Annotated in this window: 17 protein-coding genes and 1 riboswitch; of the genes, 2 read left to right on the top strand and 15 right to left on the bottom strand. The window is 66.8% G+C overall.

The window, feature by feature from the left end; genetic code table 11:
* Nucleotides 1-130 precede the first annotated feature (130 nt).
* The 13 genes from R4P95_RS03015 to R4P95_RS03075 all read right to left on the bottom strand — a co-directional run bounded on the left by R4P95_RS03015 (nucleotide 131) and on the right by R4P95_RS03075 (nucleotide 15,201).
* Complete coding sequence (locus R4P95_RS03015) at nucleotides 131-1,711, bottom strand: amino acid adenylation domain-containing protein (RefSeq protein WP_317743551.1); 1,581 nt, start codon at nucleotides 1,709-1,711, stop codon at nucleotides 131-133.
* Entirely contained in the window at nucleotides 1,708-2,742 is a 1,035-nt protein-coding gene (locus R4P95_RS03020) for an HAD-IIIC family phosphatase (protein WP_317743552.1), read from the bottom strand. The genes R4P95_RS03015 and R4P95_RS03020 overlap by 4 nt, the downstream gene beginning before the upstream one ends.
* 5 nt (nucleotides 2,743-2,747) lie before the next feature.
* Nucleotides 2,748-3,752 (bottom strand): 3-oxoacyl-ACP synthase, encoded by a 1,005-nt coding sequence (locus tag R4P95_RS03025; RefSeq protein WP_317743553.1) that lies wholly within the window; start codon nucleotides 3,750-3,752, stop codon nucleotides 2,748-2,750.
* Nucleotides 3,749-4,846, bottom strand: coding sequence for an acyl-CoA dehydrogenase family protein (locus R4P95_RS03030; RefSeq protein WP_317743554.1), 1,098 nt, complete (start codon nucleotides 4,844-4,846; stop codon nucleotides 3,749-3,751). The genes R4P95_RS03025 and R4P95_RS03030 overlap by 4 nt, the downstream gene beginning before the upstream one ends.
* Nucleotides 4,843-5,142: an acyl carrier protein gene (locus R4P95_RS03035; RefSeq protein ID WP_317743555.1), complete on the bottom strand. Its 300-nt coding sequence runs from the start codon at nucleotides 5,140-5,142 to the stop codon at nucleotides 4,843-4,845. The genes R4P95_RS03030 and R4P95_RS03035 overlap by 4 nt, the downstream gene beginning before the upstream one ends.
* Before the next feature lie 44 nt (nucleotides 5,143-5,186).
* Entirely contained in the window at nucleotides 5,187-6,329 is a 1,143-nt protein-coding gene (locus tag R4P95_RS03040) for an LLM class flavin-dependent oxidoreductase (protein ID WP_317743556.1), read from the bottom strand.
* Between the two features lie 44 nt (nucleotides 6,330-6,373).
* Nucleotides 6,374-7,750 (bottom strand): NtaA/DmoA family FMN-dependent monooxygenase, encoded by a 1,377-nt coding sequence (locus R4P95_RS03045; RefSeq protein ID WP_317743557.1) that lies wholly within the window; start codon nucleotides 7,748-7,750, stop codon nucleotides 6,374-6,376.
* On the bottom strand, nucleotides 7,747-8,889 hold the full coding sequence (locus tag R4P95_RS03050) for an LLM class flavin-dependent oxidoreductase (protein ID WP_317743558.1): 1,143 nt from the start codon (nucleotides 8,887-8,889) through the stop codon (nucleotides 7,747-7,749). The genes R4P95_RS03045 and R4P95_RS03050 overlap by 4 nt, the downstream gene beginning before the upstream one ends.
* On the bottom strand, nucleotides 8,882-10,531 hold the full coding sequence (locus R4P95_RS03055; protein ID WP_317743559.1) for an ABC transporter ATP-binding protein: 1,650 nt from the start codon (nucleotides 10,529-10,531) through the stop codon (nucleotides 8,882-8,884). The genes R4P95_RS03050 and R4P95_RS03055 overlap by 8 nt, the downstream gene beginning before the upstream one ends.
* Nucleotides 10,528-11,448 (bottom strand): ABC transporter permease, encoded by a 921-nt coding sequence (locus R4P95_RS03060; RefSeq protein ID WP_317743560.1) that lies wholly within the window; start codon nucleotides 11,446-11,448, stop codon nucleotides 10,528-10,530. The genes R4P95_RS03055 and R4P95_RS03060 overlap by 4 nt, the downstream gene beginning before the upstream one ends.
* Nucleotides 11,441-12,433, bottom strand: a complete 993-nt coding sequence (locus R4P95_RS03065; RefSeq protein ID WP_317743561.1) for an ABC transporter permease — start codon at nucleotides 12,431-12,433, stop codon at nucleotides 11,441-11,443. The genes R4P95_RS03060 and R4P95_RS03065 overlap by 8 nt, the downstream gene beginning before the upstream one ends.
* A 3-nt stretch (nucleotides 12,434-12,436) precedes the next feature.
* Nucleotides 12,437-14,026 carry an ABC transporter substrate-binding protein gene (locus R4P95_RS03070; protein ID WP_397517672.1) on the bottom strand — a complete coding sequence of 530 codons (1,590 nt, stop codon included), beginning with the start codon at nucleotides 14,024-14,026 and terminating at the stop codon, nucleotides 12,437-12,439.
* 119 nt (nucleotides 14,027-14,145) lie between these two features.
* The gene (locus R4P95_RS03075; RefSeq protein ID WP_317743563.1) at nucleotides 14,146-15,201 is read right to left on the bottom strand and encodes an LLM class flavin-dependent oxidoreductase; all 1,056 of its coding nucleotides are present in this window, start codon (nucleotides 15,199-15,201) and stop codon (nucleotides 14,146-14,148) included.
* A gap of 324 nt (nucleotides 15,202-15,525) precedes the next feature.
* Nucleotides 15,526-15,624: riboswitch (SAM riboswitch) on the bottom strand.
* Between the two features lie 213 nt (nucleotides 15,625-15,837).
* Between R4P95_RS03075 and R4P95_RS03080 the strand changes: the two genes are divergently transcribed.
* Both R4P95_RS03080 and R4P95_RS03085 read left to right on the top strand, forming a co-directional pair.
* Nucleotides 15,838-16,605, top strand: coding sequence for a sulfite exporter TauE/SafE family protein (locus R4P95_RS03080; RefSeq protein WP_159920023.1), 768 nt, complete (start codon nucleotides 15,838-15,840; stop codon nucleotides 16,603-16,605).
* A gap of 79 nt (nucleotides 16,606-16,684) precedes the next feature.
* Nucleotides 16,685-17,464 carry an HAD-IIA family hydrolase gene (locus R4P95_RS03085; RefSeq protein WP_109327585.1) on the top strand — a complete coding sequence of 260 codons (780 nt, stop codon included), beginning with the start codon at nucleotides 16,685-16,687 and terminating at the stop codon, nucleotides 17,462-17,464.
* Between the two features lie 60 nt (nucleotides 17,465-17,524).
* On the opposite strand, the gene R4P95_RS03090 is transcribed toward R4P95_RS03085, so the two are convergent.
* On the bottom strand, nucleotides 17,525-18,748 hold the full coding sequence (locus tag R4P95_RS03090; RefSeq protein ID WP_109327583.1) for an O-succinylhomoserine sulfhydrylase: 1,224 nt from the start codon (nucleotides 18,746-18,748) through the stop codon (nucleotides 17,525-17,527).
* Entirely contained in the window at nucleotides 18,745-19,164 is a 420-nt protein-coding gene (locus R4P95_RS03095; RefSeq protein WP_213578242.1) for a rhodanese-like domain-containing protein, read from the bottom strand. The genes R4P95_RS03090 and R4P95_RS03095 overlap by 4 nt, the downstream gene beginning before the upstream one ends.
* Nucleotides 19,165-19,198 lie beyond the last annotated feature (34 nt).

Consider the following 19,198-nt stretch of genomic DNA (forward strand, 5'->3'; position numbering starts at 1 on the left):
TCCCAGCCAAGGCCCCCATCGCCTTCGCATCCGGGAGCAACCAACCACGGTGACGGACTACCTGCCCCTCACCCTGACCACGCAACGAAATCCCCGAGAAGATCGAGACTGCCTCCAATCCAGCACACTGTCAACCGCCGCCACCGCCGTTCATCTCGGACTTTTCCAGCAATGTCCGCAGCGCCGCTTCGTCGACCTTGCTGCTCGCCGCGAGAGGAAGGGCACCGAGCGCCACGAAATGGGCGGGCACCGCCTGCGCGACGAGACGCTCGGTGCAATGCGCGATCAGGTCGCGGGTGGTGGGCAGGAGGGTCGCCGCCGGGGCGGGAACCCAGAATGCGGTGAGGGCGGTGTCGCCGTACTCGTCCACGGTCGCGAGCACCACCGCCTGACGGATCGCCGGGTGACTCTCGAGCACCGACTCCACCGCGTGCCGCTCGACCCTCGCTCCCCGCACCTTCACCTGACCGTCGACCCGTCCGCAGAATTCGATGTCGCCGTGGACATCGACGCGTGCGAGGTCACCCGCGTGGTACATCCGAGAACCGGGATCGGTGGCGAACGGGTCGGCCACGAATCTGGCTGCGGTGCCCGCCGGGCGATGCGCGTAGCCTGCGGCGATCTGGGGACCACCGAGGTAGAGATCCCCCACCGTTCCCGGCGGCACGGGAACCAGCTTCGCGTCGAGGATGTGCGCCGTCGTCGCACCCAGCGGCCTGCCGATCGGGGCGATCGACGCGGGCAGCTCACGCACCCGGTGCGCAATGCAGCTGACGGTGGTCTCCGTGGGCCCGTACTCGTTGGCCAGCGGCACGCCAGGCAGCACCGCGCGGTGCCGTTCGACGAGCGTCGTGGGAAGCGCCTCGCCGGCCAGGGTCACCCACTGCAGGTGCGAGCGCAGCGGAGCGAGGTGCGGCAGCAGCAGCCGGTAGAACGACGGTGTCGCGGCCAGATGGGTGGCCCGCCACTTCCCTGCGAGCGCTGCGACGGCCTCGGCATCGCGCATACCGCCCGCGTCGGGGAGCACGCTGGTGCCGCCGGTGCAGAGCGCCCAGATTGTCTTCAGCAGGGCGCCGTCCCACGTCAGACGAAACGCGGAGAAGGTGACCAGATCGGACTCGTCGTAGTCGTAGTTCCGCCCCGCGACCATGCTCGCCAGATTGGCGCGGGTGACCACGACGGCTTTGGGAACACCGGTCGTCCCCGAGGTGGTGATCACATAGGCGGGTGCGCCTGCGGGGACGCGTTCGGGAAGGCCGATCGCACGTGACCGTGGCGGTGATTCCCGGTGCCGGTCGATCAATGCAGGCACGCCGGCACCGGCTTCACGGGCGAGGGCGCCGACACCGTCCGTGGAGGTGGCCGGATCCGTGGAGTCGAACACGATGGCGCCGCAGTCGACGTCCGACAGCAGGGCGCGCAGTTGCATCGCCGGGTGGCCTGGTTCTATGACGCACCAGGCGGCGCCCGCCCGTAGGGCGGCGATCATCGCCACCATCGTGTCGGTGCTCTGCTTCCGGTAGATCAGAACCACCCGGCCGGGCCGCACGCCGGTCGACACCAGATCGGCGGCGAGTTCCGCACTCCTCGAAGCGAGCTCGGCATAGGTCAGGGCTCGCTCTCCCACCGCTATCGCGATCCGCCCGGGAACTCGTGAGCATTGCTCGAGGATTCCCGCGATCACCTCGCCACCCGGACACCAGGCGCTCATGGCACCGCGCTCACGATGCGGACGTGATCGGTGTTCGGTCCACCGTGAGCAATGCCATTGTGCCGCAGCAGTAATCGCTCGGGGTCCGTGGAGGCGACCTCGAACCCACCGAAACGCAGGGTCACGAGCATCACGCGATTGACCTCGGTGGGCACGAATTCCGCACAGGGCTGCTGTCCGCGCGCCCGCGCCCGGTCGACGACATGCTGAATCAGGGCCGCGCCCACTCCGCGGGACATCACTCGGCACGACATCAACAGCAACTGGAGCACCGAGTCGTCCCCACGGAACTCCGACACCGCGAGTCCGATCGTTCCGTATCCACCGAAACGGTCCTCCAGGGCCGCCACGAGCACCTCGTGGCGATCCGAACGGCACAGTCGGCGGAGTTCGTCGATGCCGAATGTGCGACCGGTGGTGTTGAGTTGATGCGAACGCACGGTCAGTTCGTGCGCCCGCGCCAGGTCCGCGTCCTCTGCCCTGCGCACGGTCATCACCAAGCCCAGCGTGGCGAGGAACTCGGCGCTCGATCCCGCGAAAACCTCCTCACTGCTCTGCCGGATCCGCTCGGCGCGGTACAGCGCGCGCCGCCCCGCTGCCTCGGCCGTGATCGATTCCGGAGTCAGCTCGGGCAGATCGGGGAAGGAAGCGATGCTCTCGGCCGGATAACACCGCACCGACGGCAACGCCCCGGCGACTTCGGCGCGCTCGACCGGATCGTTGTCGACGAAGGCCACCGTGTCGAGACCGATATTCAGGGTGTCCGCTATCCGCCGCACTGCACCGGATTTAGGCCCCCATCCGACGTCGATGGCGCAGAACAGTTCTTCGAGGCCGTGGGCGCGCAGATGAGCGACAGCGGGTTCGAACTCTCCGCGGCTCGCGATGGCGTGCAGAATGCCGCGGCGGTCGAGCACGTCGAGCGTGCGCAGCACTTCGGCCTTCGGCACCGGGACATCCTGCTCGAGCACCACCCCGTCCCAGATGGTGTCGTCGAGGTCCCAGACCACGCACTTGACGGTCTGCTCCATTGCGCTTACTTCCCGTTCCCGGTCGGATCCGGCAGTCGCCGCAGGAGCGCGCTGCTCCACGCCGCGACAGGACTGCTGTTCATGAGTACGGCATAGTCGCCCGGCCGCTGCGACGCAGCCGCGGCTTCCAGGTTGAGCGCGACGTCGACGGATCCGAGGTGGCCGAACCGGGCCAGGTTCGCGCGGCACACCGGGTCGATGGGCACATCGAGGGCTTCCTGCCAGAACGCGAACGCACCGGCCGAAAGGTTCTGCATCAGAAAGGTCCCCACCCTGTCGTGTTCCACACCGTTGCGTCCGAGAAGCGCAGCATTGATGTCGGTGAAGCGCTTCCGGCTCTCGACGGCCAGCCGGAACGAGTACGTCGGCTCGTCCGTGCATTCCTCGGTCCAGTCGGCCTCGCGCACGTTCCGGTAGTCGATTCGGAACAGGTCGGAGTACTTCCCGTCGCTGCGGACGATCTGGTCGACGAGTTCGTATCGCCCGGTCCCCGACGTCGTCAACAGCACCGCGGCCGCACCGTCCCCGAGCAGCGTCATCGGTGAGCGGTAGCGGGCTCGCGTGGGCGTCTTCGCCGCAGCGACGACCAGAACATTGTGGCAGTGGGGGTCTCCCCGAAGTAGCGCGGATGCCAGTGCGAATCCCGCGGAGATCGAGACGCAGCCCAGGTCACCGACACCGGTCGTGAAGGCCTGATTTGCACCGAGCCGGTGTTGCAGCCGGGTGGCCTCGGAGGCGAGCAGATATTGCGGAACCCTCCCTTGCACGAGCAGGAGGACATCGAGCTGGGTCGGGTCGATGTCCGCTGCGCGCAGCAGCGCGGTGGCGGCGGCGTGAGCCATGTCCGACTCGGACTGACCGATGCCGATCCGAACGGTGTCGATGCCGAGGGACAGGGCGTGCTCGCGCTGCGCCACAGGAAGCTGATCGAGTTCCGGCAGACCCGCCACGGTGACCTCGTCGTCCGGGAACCACAGCGCGATCGAGTGCAGGGCGACGGGGGCAATCATCGAACACCACCGGCCAGCACGTACTCACCGATCTGCAATTCGGCGACCTCGGTGGCGCCCTCGATGATCTGCATGACCTTCGCGTCCCGGAAGAATCGGCCGACCCTGCTGTCTCCGGCGCATCCGGTGGCGCCGAGGATCTGGACTCCCTGCTGGCTCAGCGTCACGGCTGCGCGCGCAGCGGCGTACTTGGCGGCAACGGTGGTGAAGAGGGCGGTGTGCTCGCGTGCGTCGCGTTCCTGCGCGGCGCGTTCACAGAGGGCGCGCGCACCGGCGACCTCGACCCAACCGCGGCCGATCATCGACCGCACCGCGTCCTGCTCGGACAACACTGCAGTGCCCTGCACCCGGGTCGAGGCATGAGCCACCGCATCGGCGAGGCACGCCCGGGCCATCCCCGCGCACCCCCACGCGATGGTGTACCGGCCGTGGTCGAGAGCTGTGCCGGTGACGTGGGACAGACCGAATCCGGGCGGCGCAATGACGTGGGTGGCGGGTATGGACACGTTGTCGAGTTCGATGTGCGCCACCCGTGTACCTCGCATGCCGAGCTGCCCGTGTACCGGTTCCACGGTGACCCCCGGCGAACTCGTTTCGACAAGTGCGGTCGTGAGGCCCCCGGACGTCTGGCCGAGGACCAGGAGTACGTCCGCGACCTGGCCGTAGGTGACCCACAGCTTCCTGCCCGACACCCGGTAATCGGAACCGGCGGGGTCGAAGGTGGTGGCCACGCAGGAGAGTTCGGTTCCGGCACCGGCCTCGGTCGCCGCGAACCCGGCGAGGAGCTCACCGGTGGTCAGCACCGGCAGCCACTGCTCCCGTTGTTCGGCACTTCCCCATCGGTCGAGCGCGGCATTCACCATTCCCTGCACCGTGAGGAGCGACCGCAGCGACGTGCAGACAGCTCCGAGTCGTTCTGCCACCGAGCCCAGTTCGGCTGCGCTCAGGCCGAGGCCTTTGCAGGCGGGGGTCCGGTCCAGACCCAGGACACCGGCCCGGGCGGCGGCGTCGATCACCTCGGTGGGAAGCCCCGACTCGTCCCATGCGACCGCGTCCGTCTCCGCTGCCGCGACGAGAGTGTCGATCCCGATCACGGCGCCGCCCCGTCCGTGGCCCGAACCTGCTCGCCCCGCTTCCTCCGGATGAACTCGGCGACACGGGCAGCGGTGCGGAAGTTGTCGAGGTCGAGGTCCTCCACCTCGACCACGACGTCGTGGGAGCCCTCGATGTAGGTGACGATCTCCAGGGCCCGCAGAGAACTCACCAGGCCCAGCGTGAAGTAGTCGTCGTCGGGTCCGAGATCCGTCGACGTGATCGAACTGAGGTACTGCCGTAGCTGCTCGACCAACCCGTCAGAAGGCTCGGGCACAGGAGCGTGTGCTGTGTCCATGAGCGGGGAATGCCCACTTGGACCAGCGTTCAACCATCGCGGTGTCAGGCAGCGAGTAGTCGGGGCAGCCCCCATTCCCGCGCAAGCAGCTCGTAGGAACGCAATCGGTCGACGTGGTCGTGGGTGACGCTGGTGACCACCAGTTCGTCGGCGGCGGTGACTTTCCGCAGGCTGTCGAGCCGGTCGGCGACGGTGGCGGGTGCCCCGACGAACTGCGTGATCAGCCGGTCCTCCACCGCGGCGCGTTCCGCCTCACCGAGCGGCGGGGTACGGCGGGGATCCGGATACGGGATCGCACCGTGCCCGCTTCGGATGCTGTGGGTCCAATGTCCGAAGGTCGATGCCAACTCCCGGGCTGCCGCGTCGTCCTCCGCCACCACGGCGTCCGCGGAGACGACGACATACGGTTCCCGCAGTACCCGTGACGGCCGGAAGGCGGCCCTGTATGCCTCGACGGCGTCGATCGTCGTCGCCGGACTCACGTGGTAGTTGGCCCCGAAGGGTAGCCCGAGCCGCCCGGCGAGTTCGGCGCTCGGGCCCGCGCTGCTCCCGAACACCCACAGCTCGACGTCGGCGCCCTCCCCCGGACTCGCGTGGAGGTCGATGCCGTCCTCGGTACGGTACGTGCCCTCGAGTAACGCGAGGATGTCGTCCACCTGCTCTTCGAACTCGGGTGACCGTGCCCCCGGCTGCTGTAGCACCGACATCGACGCCGTGAGCCGCGGGGACAACAGCAGTTCGGACGGGTCGAACGGCGCCGGAATCACGACGCCGTCCCGGATCTCGGTCCGGGACGGCGGCACCGAAGGTTGCTGTCGGCGTTCGCCGACAGCCTGCAGTGCCTGCGCCCGGCGTTGACCCGACCGCCCCAGGCCGAGGTCCACACGCCCCGGGTACAGGGCATCAACGGTTCCGAACGCTTCCACCACAGCTGCTGCCGTGGTGTGCCCCAGCTGCACGGCCGCGGCGCCGACACGCAATGTGCTCGTCGCCGCAGCGAGTATGCCGACCAGCACGGCGGGTGACGAACTTGCGACGCCGACGAAGTGATGCTCGGCAACCCAGTACCTTTTGTAGCCCCACAGCTCTGCGTGCTGACCGAGGTCCACGGTGTTCCGCAGCGCGGCTCGGGCGGTGGATCCCTCGCTGATGGGCGACAGGTCGAGGACGGACAACGGGGTGACCATCTACTGCCGATCCTGTTCGAATTCCGTGGCTTCCGACGCTGCGATCATGATGCTCGTACTCCTTCGTTCCGGCGGTGCGGATGGCTCAGCCCGAGATGGCTGCGCAGGGTGGTGCCCGAGTACTCGGTGCGGAAACTGCCACGGTCCTGCAATTGCGGCACCACCTTCTCGACGAACTCGTCGAGCCCGGCCGGTGTGAGATGCGGCACGAGGATGAAACCGTCGCAGGCGTCCGACTGCACATAGTGGTCGATGTCCTCGGCCACCTGGGCCGGGGTGCCCACGAACTGCTGCCGGGCGGTGACCGCGATGATCAGCTCACGGATGCTGAGCTTCTCCGCCTCGGCCTTCGTCCGCCATGCCGAGGCGATCTCCCGCGGATCCTTCACGTGCCGGACACGGCCGCGGGTGATGTCCGGATTGTCGGCGGGTTCGACGTCCGGAAGGGGGCCGTCCGGGTCGTATCCGGAAAGGTCACGCCCCCAGACCTGCTCGAGGAATGCGATGGCTGTCTGGGGACCCACCTGCTGGTGCCGGATGTGATCGGCCCGTTCGGCGGCATCCGCCGCCGTATCACCCAGAACGAAAGTGGCCGCGGGGAGCACCTTGAGGTCCTCGGCTCTGCGCCCGTACTTCGCCAGCCTGCCCTTGACGTCGGAATAGAACGTGCGGCCGTCCTCGAGTGTGCCGTGCACGGTAAAGATGGCGTCGGCCTGAGCCGCCCCGAACTCGCGGCCCTCCTCCGAATCCCCCGCCTGCAGCAACACCGGATGACCCTGGGGGCTACGGGGCACCGTGAACCGTCCCCGCACGTCGAACTGCGAGCCCGAAAAGGCGACCTCACGGATCGACGACTCGTGCGCGAAAACCCCGTGCTCCCGGTCGATCACGAGAGCGTCCTGATCCCAGCTGTCCCAGAACTTCCGCGCGCCCTCGATCATTTCACTTGCGCGGACGTAACGGTCTCTGCGATCGAGATATCCCCCGCGCCGGAAGTTTTCGCCGGTAAACGCGTCCGAGGAGGTGACCATGTTCCACGCAGCCCGGCCGTCCGACAAATGATCGAGTGACGCGAATTGCCGCGCCAATTCGTACGGTTCGTTGAAGGTGGTGTTGATCGTCCCGGCCAGGCCGAGGTGGGTCGTCGCCCCGGCCAGCGCACCGAGCACGGTCAGGGTGTCGGGCCGGCCGACGACGTCGAGGTCGTGAATCCGTCCGCGGTGCTCACGCAACCGCAGGCCCTCGGCGAGGAAGAAGAAGTCGAACAACCCGCGTTCCGCTGTTTGCGCCAGGTGCACGAACGACTCGAAAGCTATTTGGCTCTTCGACTCGGGGTCGCTCCACACCGTGGTGTTGTTCACCCCCGGGAAGTGCGCTGCGAGGTGTATCTGCTTGCGGGGCACCGCTCGCGATGTCGTCATGCCGAAAGTCCTGTTCGGGTGAAGTGATTGGTGGGACGGTCGAAGCCGAGGCGTTCCCGCAGTAAACGCACGTCGCCGTCGTCGGGTCGCAGGAGCGGCAGTACTGCCTCGGCGAGGGTGTCCAGTCCGGAGGGAAGCGCGAGCGGGCGGAAAGTCACGCCGTCCACCTCGCCCACCCCCGCCACGTTCACGACGAGATCGGCCAGTCCCGCCGCATCCCCCCGGTAGAGGAGCGATCGTGGTTCGTACCCGGTCCCGGCCCAGTTCTCGAGCTGGGCGAGGTCCCGGGCGGCGCCGCTGTGGTCGGCGGCGAGCAACACCTCCACATCGAGGAGTATCCGGACCGCGCTCCGGTCGCGGCCCGCCTCGACCACGTCGCGCGAAATGTCCGCCGCAGCCCGGCCGGCCGCGTCGACGGTGAAGCCGCTGATGCGGATCACGTCGGCGTGTGATGCGGCCACCCGGTGGGAATGTTCATCGTGCACACCGAGCACGACCAGCGACTGGCCTTGTGGTGAGCGCGGTGTGATCGACGGCCCCTTCACGGAGAAGTGGGTTCCCTCGAAGTCGATGTAGTGCAGTTTGTCCCGATCGACGAATCGGCCGGTGGCGACGTCGCGGATCTCGGCGTCGTCCTCCCAGCTGTCCCACAGCAGACGCACGGCTTCGATGGCCTCGCTCGCCTCCGACCACAAATCTTCGCCGTCCTGGGGGTCCTTACGGCCGAACAGCTGAGCCTGGGCTCGACCGGCCGACACATCGACCTGCCACCCCGCGCGCCCCAGCGAGGCGTGGTCGAGACTCGCGATGGCTTTCGAGACGTGGAACGGCTCGGTATGGGTCACGGTCACCGTCGGGACCAGACCTATGGTCCGGGTGCTCGTCACAGCCCGTGACGCGATCGCGACAGCATCGAGTTGCCCCCGCTGTTCGCCGTGGCCCGCCGAGGCGAGAGCGAAAGAGTCGCCGATGAAGGCGAGGTCGATGCCGGCCCTGTCGGCAACTCCCAGAAGCCCGGTCCAGTAACCAGCCGTGAAGAGATCTTCTGCGCGTGAGTCGGGGCGACGCCACGCCTGCGGGTGCAGACCGGTGCCGTACAGGTCGACGGCGATGAGGGGGTGGTGACGATGTTCAGGCATGAATGGCTTCCTCCAGCTGTGCTGACGGTGGGCGAGCGATGGACCGCCCGGGAATCGCGTCGAGCAGCTCCCGGGTGTAGTCGTGACGGGGTGTGTCGAATACCTCGGCGGTGGTGCCGGATTCGAGGATGCGACCGGACCGCATCACGGCGACCGTGTCACTGATCTGCCGGACCACCGCGAGATCGTGCGAGATGAACAGGTAGCTGAGGCCGAGTTCGCGCTGGAGGGTCTCCAGTAGATCGAGTATCTGCGCCTGCACCGAAACGTCCAGAGCGGACACCGGCTCGTCGAGCACGAGAAGTTCCGGGTGCAGTGACAGCGCCCGGGCAATCGCGACCCGTTGACGCTGGCCGCCGGACAGTTCTGCGGGTTTCCGCGCGAGGTAGCTGCGCGGCAGCGCCACCTGCTCGAGGAGTTCGGCGACCCGCTCCGCTCGTTCGGCCTTGCTCCCGATCCTGAAGGCACCGAGCGGTTCTGCCACGATGTCGGCGACGGCAAGTGTGGGATCGAGCGAGGCGTACGGATTCTGGTAGACGAGTTGAACCCGCCGGCGAAGGGCACGCAGCGCGCCACCCCGCAGCGTCGTGATGTCTTCTCCGTCGAACTCGATGCTGCCACGAGACGGCGTCTCCAACCGGATCGCGATACGGGCCACCGTCGACTTACCGGATCCCGACTCGCCGACCAGGGACAGCGTGCGACCGCGCGGAACCTCGAAGGACACGTCCTCGACGGCCTCGATCGCTGTCTTCCGGTCGATCCGGAATGTTTTCGACACGCCCGACACGCGCAGGAGCGGGTCGGCCACGGTGGACGAGTGCTCTCTGCGCCGGGGTGCCGCGGACAGGCTGGGCGCGGCTGCCAGCAGTGCGCGCGTGTACGCGTACTGCGGCCGCGTCAGGATCTCCCGGGTGGGCCCCGACTCGACCACCTCGCCGCGGTTCATCACGATGATCCGGTCGGCGCGGTCGGCCGCGACACCCAGGTCGTGCGTGATCAACAGGACTGCGGTGCCAGACTCGGCGGTACGCGCAGCCAGGTGATCGAGGATCCGGCGTTGAACCGTGACGTCGAGTGCACTGGTGGGCTCGTCCGCGATCACCAGTTCGGGGTTGCAGGCCAGCGCGATTCCGATGAGGACGCGCTGCCGCTGTCCGCCCGACAGGTCCTGCGGATACTGCCGGGCACGCACGTCGGGCTTGTCGATCCCGGCCTCGGCGAGAATGCGCACCGCCTCGATTCCGGCCGTCCGCCGGTCGGCGAGACCGTGCACCCGCAGCACCTCGGCGACCTGAACCCCCACCCTGATCACCGGGTTGAGCGAGGTCGTCGGGTCCTGTGGCACCAACCCGATCCTCGCGCCGCGGATGCGCCCCAATGCGCGCTCGGACAGGGTGTCGAGGCGCTCGTCGTCGAAGGTGACGGTGCCGCCGATCGCGCGTCCGCTCCCCGCCAGTAGCCCGAGAATCGCGTGCGCGGTGGTCGACTTACCGGAGCCGGACTCGCCCACCACGGCCACCACTTCCCCGCGCGAGACCGTAAGGTCGACGCCCGTCACCGCCAGAAGTGGATCGCTCACGCTCCCGTACGCGACCCGCAGTCCGGAGACTTGCAGCAGCGGGGTGTCGTTCGTGCTCATCGCGACTCTCTCTGTTCGAGTGCATGCCCGAGGCGGTGTGCCGACAGCACGACGGCCACGATCACCAGGCCGGGCAAGGTGGTCATCCACCACGCCGTCGCGAGGTAGTTGCGGCCCTCGGAGATCAGCGAACCCCACTCCGGTGTCGGTGGTACCGCCCCGAATCCGAGGAAGCTCAACGACGACACCGCGAGGACCGCCATGCCGAACTCCACGGCGGCGAGGGCGACGACGGGTGCGTAGGAGTTCCGCAGGATGTGCCGGTGGAGCACTGTGTGCCACCGGACTCCCGAGGCGAATGCGGCCTCGACGTAGAGTGACCGGCGCACTCGCAGCACCTCTGACCGCATCACACGGGCAAAGTTCGCGATCAGGGAGACACCCACGGCCACAGCGACGTTGACGGTGCCGAATCCCAAGGCCGTGACCAGTGCGAGGGAGAGCAGCAATGCCGGAATGGACAGCAACACATCGACGAGTCTCATCAGCACCGCATCGACCGCTCCCCCGGCCGCACCGGACAGCAGACCGATCAGCGAACCGACAACCAGGGCGATTCCCACCGCCAGCAGGGTTGCGGTGAGCGAGAGTCCGGCACCGTGAACGACTCGGGTGTACACGTCCCGGCCAATGTTGTCGGTGCCGAACCAGTGCGCGGCGCTCGGGGCCTGCAGCTTCTGCGCGGGCACGCCGGTGAGTGGGTTGCCGCCGGCGAATACGGAGGGCGCCACCGCACACCCGACAGCAAGCAGGAGCACGACGGCGGAGACCACGAGCATGAGATTGCGACGCAACCAGGCCGCGACACTGCGCCGACGGGTAACAGGGAAGGGCCCGGCCACGGGTGTGAGTATGCGCGGAGACGGATCGACATCGACGACCTCGCCCGTCACCTCCCTCGTGAGGATGTCAGACATGAACCTTCTCCTCCACTTCCGCGAATTCGCCGGTGCCGCCGGAACTGCCTCTGCCCTCGATGATTCGCGGATCGATCAGCGGGTAGAGCAGATCCACGGCGAGGTTGACGAGGACGTAGGCAAGCGAGCTCAGTACCACGATTCCCTGGACCACCGGGATGTCCTGCGCCATCACGGAGGTCTGTGTGAGCCGCCCGACTCCGGCTCGTGAAAACACGGTTTCGACGACCACGGACCCGGCCAGCAGCGTGCCCACCAATACTCCGGCGATGGTGAAGGCGGGGATGCTCGACAACCGCAGCGCGTGCCGGGTCTGGATCCTCCACCGGGAGGCTCCTTTCGCCCGGGCGGTGTCGATGAACGCTTGCCGCCACGTGGTCTGCAGACTCGCGGCGAGCACCTGGGCTATCACGGCGCCGGTCGGCAGTGCGAGAGTGACCGCGGGAAGCACCAGGGTCGCGATCCCCTGGTCGCCGAACGCCGGAAAGGCTTTCCATCGAAACGAGAACAGCTGCAGCAGAATCAGACCTACCCAGAACGTCGGCACCGCGACACCGAGCGGAGGCAGCGAGAACAACAGATTCCGTACCCAGCGCACCTTGGTGTACGTGGCGACGAACGCTACCGCGGTCCCGAACACCACGGCGAGAACGAGTGCCACGGACGCGAGCGCGAAGGTGCTGGGCACCGCGTTCCCGATGGCCTCGGTCACCGACTGCCCGGTGGCGATCGAGTATCCGAAGTCACCGCGAACGGAGTGGCTCAGGGAGTTCCAGTACTGCACCCATACCGGCTGATCCAGGCCATACCGTGCCTGCAACTCCGCAACGGCCGCCGCGTCGACCGTCGTCCCCGCTGTTGCGGAATCGACCGCGATGCTCACCGGGTCCGAAGGCAGTAGGAACAGGACTGCGAACGACACGGTGAATGTTGCCCACAGCACGCCCAACGCCTGCAGGACGCGGGATCCGAGGTATCGAGTCATCTTCTAGCGTCCACTGATCCAGGTATCGAAGAACTGGAGCCGGGCCGAGGCCTCGAAATTCAGATCCTGCACGTTCGGTCCTGCGCCGATCGCCTGCGACAACTCCACGGTGGGGATCCACAGGCCGTTGTCGAGCACCTGCTGCTGGGCGTCGGCGAGAAGTGCGTTCCGCTCGGTGGTGTCGGTGGTGGCGAGTTGCTTCGCGAGCACGTCGTCGAGCGCGGGAATCGGGCCACGGCTGTTGAGGTTGCGGCCGTCGAGTCCGAACTGGGTACGCAGGATGTCACCGTCGGCGCGGGTGCTGTTGTAGTAGGTGGCGTCGAAGTCCTTGGCATTCTGGCGAGCGGTGGCCTCCGGAGTGGCCACGAGATTCAGCTGCAGATCCACTCCCACCGCTGTGAGCTGCTGCTGCACCAGTTCGAGGATTGCCTGGTTGCCGGCGAACACGGAGCTGAACAGAACGGGGAAGCTCAGCCTCTGACCGCTCTTCTCCCGGATGCCGTCGGCACCGGGAACCCAACCCGCCTGATCCAGGATGGACTTGGCCTTCTCCGGGTCGTACGTCACGTCCGGCAGCGCCACGTAGCCGGGGGTGCGGCTGGCCAGCGTGCTGGTGGCGGGCGTGAAGTTGGGGCCGAGCACGGTGTCGACCAGTTCCTGCCGGTTGATCGCCGGGACCAGCGCACTGCGCACGACCGGATCCACGAGCGGTCCGCGAGTCACGTTGGGCTGGAATCCGAATGGCGTACCCGGGTTCGATGTGGTGAGCACCTGCCCACCGACGCCTTCGATCTGCGGGGCATCCTGCGGCAGCGCATCGCTGATTGCGTCCAGCTGTCCCGAGGACAGGCTGCCCGTACGGACACCGGATTCGGGCACCACGCTGAACTCGATGGTGTCGAGGTAGGCCTCGCCGTCGTGACCGAATACGTCTGAGCCCCAGCTGTATCCGGCCCGCTTGGCGAGGGTCACCGACTTGTCCTGCTGGTAGTCGGCGTACGTGAACGGCCCGGTTCCCGAGATGTTGCCGGTGCAGCGCTCCTCCGCCGGCTTGGCGACGGACGCATCCGACAGAATGCCCAGCTGCGGGGTGGACGATGCCTGCAGGAACTGGGCGTTCGGTGCCGAGAAGTTGACCTGCGCGGTGCGCGCATCGATCACGGTGGTCCCGGTGTATCCGGTCAGATAGCTGGCGGCCAGTGGCGCCTTGGCCCCGGTGAGGGTGTTGACGAGCGCGTCGAAATTCTTTTTCACCGACTCTGCGGTGAGGGGAGTTCCGTCACTGAAGGTGACGCCCTCCTTCAGGCGAAAGGTGAAGGCGGAGGCGTCGGCATTCAGTTCCCAACTCTCCGCGAGCCACGGCGTCAACTCACCTGTTCGGGGATCCTGATCGGTGAGCGAATCGACCACCTGACGAGTCACGTAGATCGTCTGGTTCGTGCCGGACTGTGCGGGGTCGGCGCACGTGGGCGCCTGGGACAGGCCGTAGCGGAGTGTGCCGCCCGGTTGCGCGGGACCCGCATCCGCGGAGGAACTGCTGGAACCGCCACCGCAGGCGGTGAGAATCGACGCCACTATGGCGGCGACGCCGATACCTGCTGCCCTACGGGCTTTTCCGCGGAAGGTCGGGGACAAGGACACAAGCACTGAGGACACCGATAGCTCCGTAAATTCGACGACAGGCACGAATGACACCCGGGATTCGGGGACGCTCACGTGCACGGAAGGGTTGTGAGGGATCGGCTCGGGATGGTCGCGCGCAACGCGGGCGCCACTTCTGCCTGGAAGAGCTCGAGACTTTCGCGGTGCTGCTTGTCGCTTGTCCCCACTCGATCAGCCCCGAGGTGGATCACTTCGTGGCCGAACTGCTCGTGGTACCGAGCGACCTTGTCGATCACCTGCTCGGGACTGCCGATGAGCGCCGAGCTTCGCTCCACGAAGTCTTCGACCGTGTCGAACACCACGGGCAGTCCGGTCCTGCGCGCAAACTCGATCCTTGCGGCATGGATCGGCCGCCAGGTGTCGACGGCGTCCTGCGACTTCGGCGTCACATAGAAGCCCGCAGTCCCGGCACCGACCAGAGCGTCGGCGGGGTCGTGGCCGTAGTCGATCCACCGCTCGCGATAGTGGCGAATGAGTTCGGCATACGGCTCGACAGGGTTGGTGACGTTGGCGGAAAAGAGTGGATCACCGTAGCGAGCGGCCAAGTCGACCGACTCCCTACTCGTGGCACTGCCGTGCCAGATCCGGATCCGGGGCTGGAGTGGTCGCGGAAGTGCGACAGCGTGTTCGAGACGCGGACGGAAGCTGCCTTGCCACGTCACGTCCTCGCTCTCCCACAGTTGCCGGAACAGTTCGTACCCCTCGCGATTGCGATCCCACTGGTCGTCGGGGGTCACGGAGAACAGTTCGGCCTGGGCCGTGCCGTTTCCCTTGCCGATGATCAGCTGCAGGCGGCCGCCCGACAAGTTGTCCAGCGTCGAATAATCCTCGAAGGCCCGGACCGGGTCGAGCAGGCTGAGCGTGGTCACGGCTGTCCACAACTGCAATGTGGTTGTGCGCGCCGCGATCGCGCTGAGCACGACGGGCGGTGCCGAAGACAGGAATGGGTGTTCGTGCCGCTCACCGACGGCGAACCCGTCGTAACCGAGTTGTTCGGCGAGGACCGCCGAATCGACTACTTCCCGCAATCGCGTCGCAGTGTCGACTTTCTCGCCGGTTACCGGGTCGGGCTGATGCGTGACGAGAGTCATCAGCAGAAACTTCATGCCGACTGGAACTTCCTCGACGCCGACGAGGGGGCGGGCACAGCCTTCTCGAAGGCGTGCGCACCGAGTGGACCGTCGTCGAGGCTGTCCTCCACGGGTCGGGGCGCACTTATGACAGACATCACTACACGGCCTTTCATCGAGGCGGGGATCGAGAGGGAAGCGCACTTCCACGCTCCCCGTGGACACGCGCCAGACACTCACCGAGCACTGCGCCCGGTGAGCTGAGAGGTGGACCTACGTCAACAACCGCAGGACTTGGTGCGGCACAGATCGATGTGCCGTCTGCGCCATGTGCTGCGTGCGGTGTGTGTCATGTGATGCCTTCCATCGATCCTGGCGGTAGCACCCACACCCGAAAAAATGTCGGAAGGGTTGCTGCGACGTCGACGAGCCAGGTCTCTCGGTCGCTCTGGATGGTTGACGCGAACACTATCCGCATCACGCCACCTCGTCAACACGCGAATTCCCCTGCCACACAGGGGAAACCCGAAAAACCCCGTAATCGGATCAGGCTGCGTGTAAATGCTGACACCGGCCGCGCCATGAGGTTGGATGGGGTGGGCACCCTCTCTACGGGGCGCGTGTCCGGAACCCGGGCGCAGGGTGCCAGGCGCCCCTTGTAACGTCGCCCCGGTGACTCCACTCGAAGCCATTGCGATCCTCGTTGCCGGCATCGGCGCAGGTGCGATCAACGCGGTCGTCGGCAGCGGTACGCTCATCACCTTCCCGACCCTGGTGGCCTTCGGGTTTCCACCCGTGACCGCCACGATGTCGAATGCGGTGGGCTTGGTCGCCGGCGGCGTCTCCGGCACCTGGGGTTACCGGCGAGAGCTGGCCGGGCAGGGATCCCGGCTGCGCTGGCAGATCCCGGCGTCACTGTGCGGTGCGATTCTCGGCGCTTGGTTGTTGCTGCACCTGCCCGAATCGGTGTTCGAGTTCATCGTCCCTGTGTTGTTGGTCCTCGCGCTCGTGCTCGTGGTGTTGCAGCCGCGGATCCAGGCGTGGGCGAAGGAGCGCGGTAGCCACGAAGCCGGCCTCAGCCGGCCGCGTCTGCTGTTGCTGACGGCCGGCACGTTTGCGGTCGGGGTGTACGGCGGGTACTTCACCGCAGCGCAGGGCATCCTCCTGATGGGTGTGATGGGCGCGATCCTCCCCGAGAGTCTGCAGCGGATGAACGGCGCGAAGAACCTGCTCTCCCTGCTCGTCAACATCGTCGCCGCGCTCGCGTACACGCTTGTCGCCTTCGACCGGATCAGCTGGGCCGCCGCGGGCCTCATCGCGGTCGGTTCGCTCCTCGGCGGAGTGCTCGGGGCCCGCTACGGCCGTCGCCTGTCCCCCGCCGCGCTCCGGGTGACCATCGTGGTGGTCGGCCTGATCGGGCTGGGCCGGCTCCTGGCGTAGTCGCGCAAGCAGCCTGGTGCTGCCTCATACTGGGTCGGTGAGCACAACAGATGTAGAAAACCCCGGCTGGACGTACCTGATGGACATGGACGGAGTTCTCGTTCACGAAGAACACCTGGTCCCGGGGGCAGACCTCTTCCTGGCCGAGCTCCGCGAGGCCGAGATCCCGTTCATCGTGCTGACCAACAACTCCATCAGGACACCCCGCGACCTCCGCGCCCGGCTTCTCCGCACGGGACTCGACATTCCCGAGGAATCCATCTGGACGTCCGCGTTGGCGACAGCCACGTTCCTGGCGAGCCAGCGGCCGAACGGCAGCGCCTATGTGGTGGGCGAGTCCGGTCTCACCACCGCACTGCACGACATCGGTTACGTCCTCACCGAGAACGATCCCGACTATGTGGTGCTCGGCGAGACCCGCACCTACTCCTTCGAGGCGATCACCACCGCAATCCGCTTGGTGGAGAGAGGTGCTCGCTTCATCGCCACCAACCCCGATCCCACCGGACCGTCCCGGGAGGGATCGTTACCCGCCACCGGTTCCGTTGCCGCATTGATCAGCAAGGCCACCGGCCGCGACCCCTACTACGTGGGCAAGCCGAACGCCCTGATGATGCGCTCGGCACTCCGGGCCATCGGGGCGCACTCCGCGAACACCCTGATGATCGGCGATCGCATGGACACCGACATCGTGTGCGGGCTCGAAGCCGGGCTGCAGACCATTCTGGTGCTGACCGGTATCTCGACGCGCGATTCCGTCGAGCTCTTCCCCTACCGCCCCACGGCAGTCCTCAAGTCCGTGGCCGATCTCGTCGGGCGCACCTCGGACCCGTTCGATCGGGCTGAAACCTCCGTCTGACACCCGTGAGTACTTGTTAACACTCCGTGGTTAACAAGTACTCACGGGTGCTGCGTCAGCTCAGCTCAGCGCGTGCTCGAGGTCGGACAGTAGGTCCTCGGTGTCTTCGAGTCCGACGGAGAGCCGGACGACGCCGTCCGTAATTCCCACTGCCGCACGCCCTTCGGGTCCCATTGCCCGGTGGGTCGTGGTGGCGGGGTGGGTGATGAGCGACTTGGAGTCACCGAGATTGTTCGAAATGTTGACCAGCCGCAGCGCGTCGAGTACTTCGAACGCACGCTTCTTGGCCTCGTTCTCGGCGGCAGCGAGCGCGAAGGTGACCACCGTGCCGCCGCCGCTCATCTGGCGTTTGGCGAGCTCGTGCTGGGGATGGGACTCGAGGTACGGGTACTTGACCCACTCGACCGCGGCATTCGATTCGAGGAACCGCGCGATCTGCAAAGCGGAACCGACCGAGTGCCGAACGCGGATCGGCATCGTCTCCAGGCCCTTGAGTAGCGTCCAGGCGTTGAACGGACTGAGTGCCGGACCGGTGTGACGCATCAAGTTCTGGACCGGACCGTCGATGTACTCCTGTGAGCCGAGGATCGCACCCCCGAGCACGCGCCCCTGCCCGTCGATGTGCTTCGTCCCGGAGTAGACGACGACGTCAGCTCCCAGATCGAGGCTGCGTTGCAGCAGCGGCGTAGCAAACACGTTGTCGAGCACGACTTTGGCACCTGCCGCATGCGCCAGCTCCACCACGCGCGGCACGTCCACAAGGGTTTGCATCGGGTTGGAAGGCGTCTCGAAGAACACTGCCGTGGTCGGCGTCGAGAGGGCCTCCTCCCACTGGTCGAGGTCTTCGCCGTCGACGAACACGGTCTCGACACCCCAGCGGGGCAGGATCTCGTTGCACACCACGAAGCAGGACCCGAACAGGCTGCGCGCCGCCACCAGGCGGTCGCCGGCCTTCAGCAGGGCGCCCAGGGCGGTGAACACCGCCGACATCCCGCTCGCGGTGGCGAAGCACGCTTCCGCACCCTCGATGAGACGGAGCCGCTCCTCGAACATCTTCACGGTCGGGTTGCCGTAACGCGAGTAGACGAAGTGGTCGATGTCGCCGGTGAACGACGCCTCGGCCGCTCCCGCGCTCTCGAACACGAAGCCCGAATTCAGGAAGATCGCTTCGGACGTTTCTTCGAAGCCTGATCGGAGGGTTCCGCCGCGCACACTGATCGTGCCCTGACCGATGCCGTCCGGCAGCGCCTTCTGAAACGCGCCGCCCTGGGGAATTGCACTCACCACTGCCTCCACGGCAGGCCTAGCGCCCGCCAGCCGACCGCCCCACGATGACCGTCGGCGTCCAAGGCGCCTTCGAAACCGTCGAGCACGTTGTACGACGGGCCGATGCCCGCCGCTGTCGCGGCCTCCGCCGCACCGATGGAACGCTGACCGGATCGACACAGGAAGATGACGGGTGCGTCCTCGCCCCCGGTGATCCCGGCTTCCTTCAACTGATCCACGAAATTGTCGTTACGGGCACCGTGGGGATAGCTCACCCACTCGATCAGCACCGGCTGCTTGCCCAGTGCGGACGTATCGGGAACACCGACATATTTCCATTCGGCATCTGTTCGTACGTCGACCAGCACAGCGTCGGGATTGTCGCGAAGCAGCTCCCAGGCATGCTCCGGCGTTATGTCGCCTGCGTAACTCACCATGTCAGCTTTTCACAACCCTCTTATCGATGCC

This window comes from Rhodococcus sp. IEGM 27, from assembly GCF_033142305.1.
Lineage (GTDB): Bacteria > Actinomycetota > Actinomycetes > Mycobacteriales > Mycobacteriaceae > Rhodococcus_F > Rhodococcus_F oxybenzonivorans.